Origin of the sequence: Martelella alba (genome assembly GCF_006516955.1) — a bacterium.
Classification (GTDB): domain Bacteria; phylum Pseudomonadota; class Alphaproteobacteria; order Rhizobiales; family Rhizobiaceae; genus Martelella; species Martelella alba.
The window spans coordinates 1-2500 of sequence record NZ_VHLG01000035.1; the positions used below are offsets into that span (position 1 = coordinate 1).

1 tRNA gene and 2 rRNA genes (1 of these 3 cut by a window edge) are annotated in these 2500 nt (G+C 54.9%); all 3 read right to left on the reverse strand.

From position 1 onward, the window contains the following. Window positions 1-77: transfer RNA gene (locus FJU08_RS22450), tRNA-Met, on the reverse strand. A 230-nt stretch (window positions 78-307) separates the two neighbouring features. Beyond that, window positions 308-423 (reverse strand): 5S ribosomal RNA (gene rrf, locus FJU08_RS22455). Between the two features lie 210 nt (window positions 424-633). Further along, window positions 634-2500, reverse strand: a 23S ribosomal RNA gene (locus FJU08_RS22460); it runs 931 nt beyond the window's last position.

Here is a 2500-nt window from a genome sequence, read left to right on the forward strand (position 1 = left end):
TGGTTGCGGGGGCAGGATTTGAACCTGCGGCCTTCAGGTTATGAGCCTGACGAGCTACCGGGCTGCTCCACCCCGCGTTATTGTTCGAGCACCGGGGCTAAGGCGGAAACGGATGGTTTGTTTCCGGCCCGGTTTTGTTTGTTTGTCGGTCCTTCGGGTTTGGCCTTTGGGTCGACGTGGGCTGCTTTCGCCCGCATTATATATTTGTTTCGGCTTGAACGACGAAAGCCGCCGATGAGGGCGGCTTATTGTCGGCAGTCGCCGCTGTTTTCAGCATGAATGAGAAGACTTAAGCTGCACTTGGCAGACCTGGCAGCGACCTACTCTCCCGTGTCTTAAGACAGAGTACCATCGGCGCTGGGGCATTTCACGGCCGTGTTCGGAATGGGAACGGGTGCTAAGGACCCCGCCATAACCACCAGGTCGGCCAAGTGCAGCATATTTTCGAGAAGCTGGTTGTTGTGTTTGCGCTTTGCTTGTCAGCAGGGGCAGTGACTATCGGGGAACGTCCCCGTAGCAGCTTGCCTGCGTCGCGAAGCGGCCCGTCCGGAGCGCAGTGGCCAAAGGCCACGACAGCGTCAGGACAAAGTAGATCATGTCCATCAGCGAAGCTGATGAACATAAACAATGAGAACGATCAAGCCGATCGAGCTATTAGTACCGGTAAGCTTCATGCGTTGCCGCACTTCCACACCCGGCCTATCAACGTGGTCGTCTTCCACGGCTCTGATAGGGAATACTCGTTTCCAGGTGGGTTTCCCGCTTAGATGCCTTCAGCGGTTATCCCTTCCGTATATAGCTACCCTGCTATGCGGCTGGCGCCACAACAGGTCCACCAGAGATACGTCCATCCCGGTCCTCTCGTACTAGGGACAGATCCTGTCAATATTCCTACACCCACGGCAGATAGGGACCGAACTGTCTCACGACGTTCTGAACCCAGCTCACGTACCGCTTTAATTGGCGAACAGCCAAACCCTTGGGACCTGCTCCAGCCCCAGGATGCGATGAGCCGACATCGAGGTGCCAAACAACCCCGTCGATATGGACTCTTGGGGGTCATCAGCCTGTTATCCCCGGCGTACCTTTTATCCGTTGAGCGATGGCCCTTCCACACGGGACCACCGGATCACTATGACCGACTTTCGTCTCTGCTCGACTTGTCAGTCTCGCAGTCAGGCGGGCTTATGCCATTGCACTCGACGACCGATTTCCGACCGGTCTGAGCCCACCATCGCGCGCCTCCGTTACTCTTTAGGAGGCGACCGCCCCAGTCAAACTACCCACCATACACTGTCCCGGATCCGGATAACGGATCGCGGTTAGACATCCACAAAGATAAGGGTGGTATTTCAAGGATGGCTCCACGCAAACTGGCGTCCACGCTTCAAAGCCTACCACCTATCCTACACATGTCTTGGTAAATGCCAGTGTAAAGCTATAGTAAAGGTGCACGGGGTCTTTCCGTCTGACCGCAGGAACCCCGCATCTTCACGGGGAATTCAATTTCACTGAGTCTGCGTTGGAGACAGCGGGGAAGTCGTTACGCCATTCGTGCAGGTCGGAACTTACCCGACAAGGAATTTCGCTACCTTAGGACCGTTATAGTTACGGCCGCCGTTTACTGGGGCTTCGATTCAAAGCTTGCACCTCTCCTCTTAACCTTCCAGCACCGGGCAGGCGTCAGACCCTATACGTCGTCTTGCGACTTCGCAGAGCCCTGTGTTTTTGGTAAACAGTCGCTACCCCCTGGTCTGTGCCACCCTCCAACGGTTGCCCGCTAAAGGGTCACGCTTCTTCCGAAGTTACGCGTGCAATTTGCCGAGTTCCTTCAACGCAGTTCTCTCAAGCGCCTTGGTATACTCTACCTGACCACCTGTGTCGGTTTCGGGTACGGTCTCTTGGCGGGGCTATTTCCTGGAACCGCTCCACCGCACACTCAATCCAATAAGAATGTACGATTTGTGCAATCCGTCACCACCGCCTGGCCCACGAATATTAACGTGGTTCCCATCGACTACGCATGTCTGCCTCGTCTTAGGGGCCGGCTAACCCTGCTCAGATTAACTTTAAGCAGGAACCCTTGGTCTTTCGGCGAGGGAGTCTCTCACTCCCTTTATCGTTACTCATGTCAACATTCGCACTTCCGATACCTCCAGAAGCCCTCACGGGTCTTCCTTCATCGGCCTACGGAACGCTCCGCTACCACGTGGATAAATCCACATCCTCAGCTTCGGTGCATGGCTTGAGCCCCGTTACATTTTCGGCGCAAAGACCCTTATTTAGACCAGTGAGCTGTTACGCTTTCTTTAAATGATGGCTGCTTCTAAGCCAACATCCTGGTTGTTTTGGGATCCTCACATCCTTTCCCACTTAGCCATGACTTGGGGACCTTAGCTGGAGGTCAGGGTTGTTGCCCTCTTCACGACGGACGTTAGCACCCGCCGTGTGTCTGCTGAACAGTACTCCATGGTATTCGCAGTTTGGTTAGGATCAGTAA